The sequence below is a fragment of the Sulfitobacter sp. HI0129 genome, from assembly GCF_001635395.1.
GTDB lineage: Bacteria > Pseudomonadota > Alphaproteobacteria > Rhodobacterales > Rhodobacteraceae > Sulfitobacter.
Genome location: NZ_LWGH01000993.1, coordinates 1 through 500, shown reverse-complemented (window position 1 = coordinate 500; position 500 = coordinate 1). Strand labels below are relative to the sequence as shown.

Below are 500 nucleotides of genomic sequence, written 5' to 3'. Positions count from 1 at the left end.
CGACACATTTGTTGTCGTCGATTGCCCTCACAACCCGACCTCTGACAGGATGAAATCCGCAATCGCGCGCGTATCGTCCAGATCGAACACCGGGCGGTCGAGGTCGAGCGCCGTGTCACTGGCAACAGCCCGTACCGTGGGATCATCCGGGGCGATCAGGGGGTTGCCGGTGACGGCGCGGTGCGCCTCCACCTTGGGGTGACCGTCGCGTTTGTAGCCCTCGACCAGCACCAGATCGACCGGCGACAGCCGCGTGCGCAGATCGTCCAGCGTCGGCTCCGAAGCATCGCGCAGTTCGTGCATCAGGGCAAACCGGCTGCGTGAGGCGAGCAAAACCTCGCGTGCGCCCGCGACCCGGTGGCGGTGGCTGTCCTTGCCTTCGTGATCCACGTCGAAACTGTGATGCGCATGTTTGACCGTAGAGACCGAATGGCCACGCCCGGTAATCTCGGTCACGAGGCGTTCCATCAGGCCTGTCTTGCCCGCGTTCTTCCACCCGA

Annotated in this window: 1 protein-coding gene; it reads right to left on the bottom strand. The window is 64.2% G+C overall.

Features of this window, described 5'->3' with window-relative positions; genetic code table 11:
- Window positions 1-27 precede the first annotated feature (27 nt).
- The coding region (gene mobB, locus A3764_RS21580) for a molybdopterin-guanine dinucleotide biosynthesis protein B (RefSeq protein WP_067952095.1) at window positions 28-500 on the bottom strand (473 nt) is incomplete at its 5' end.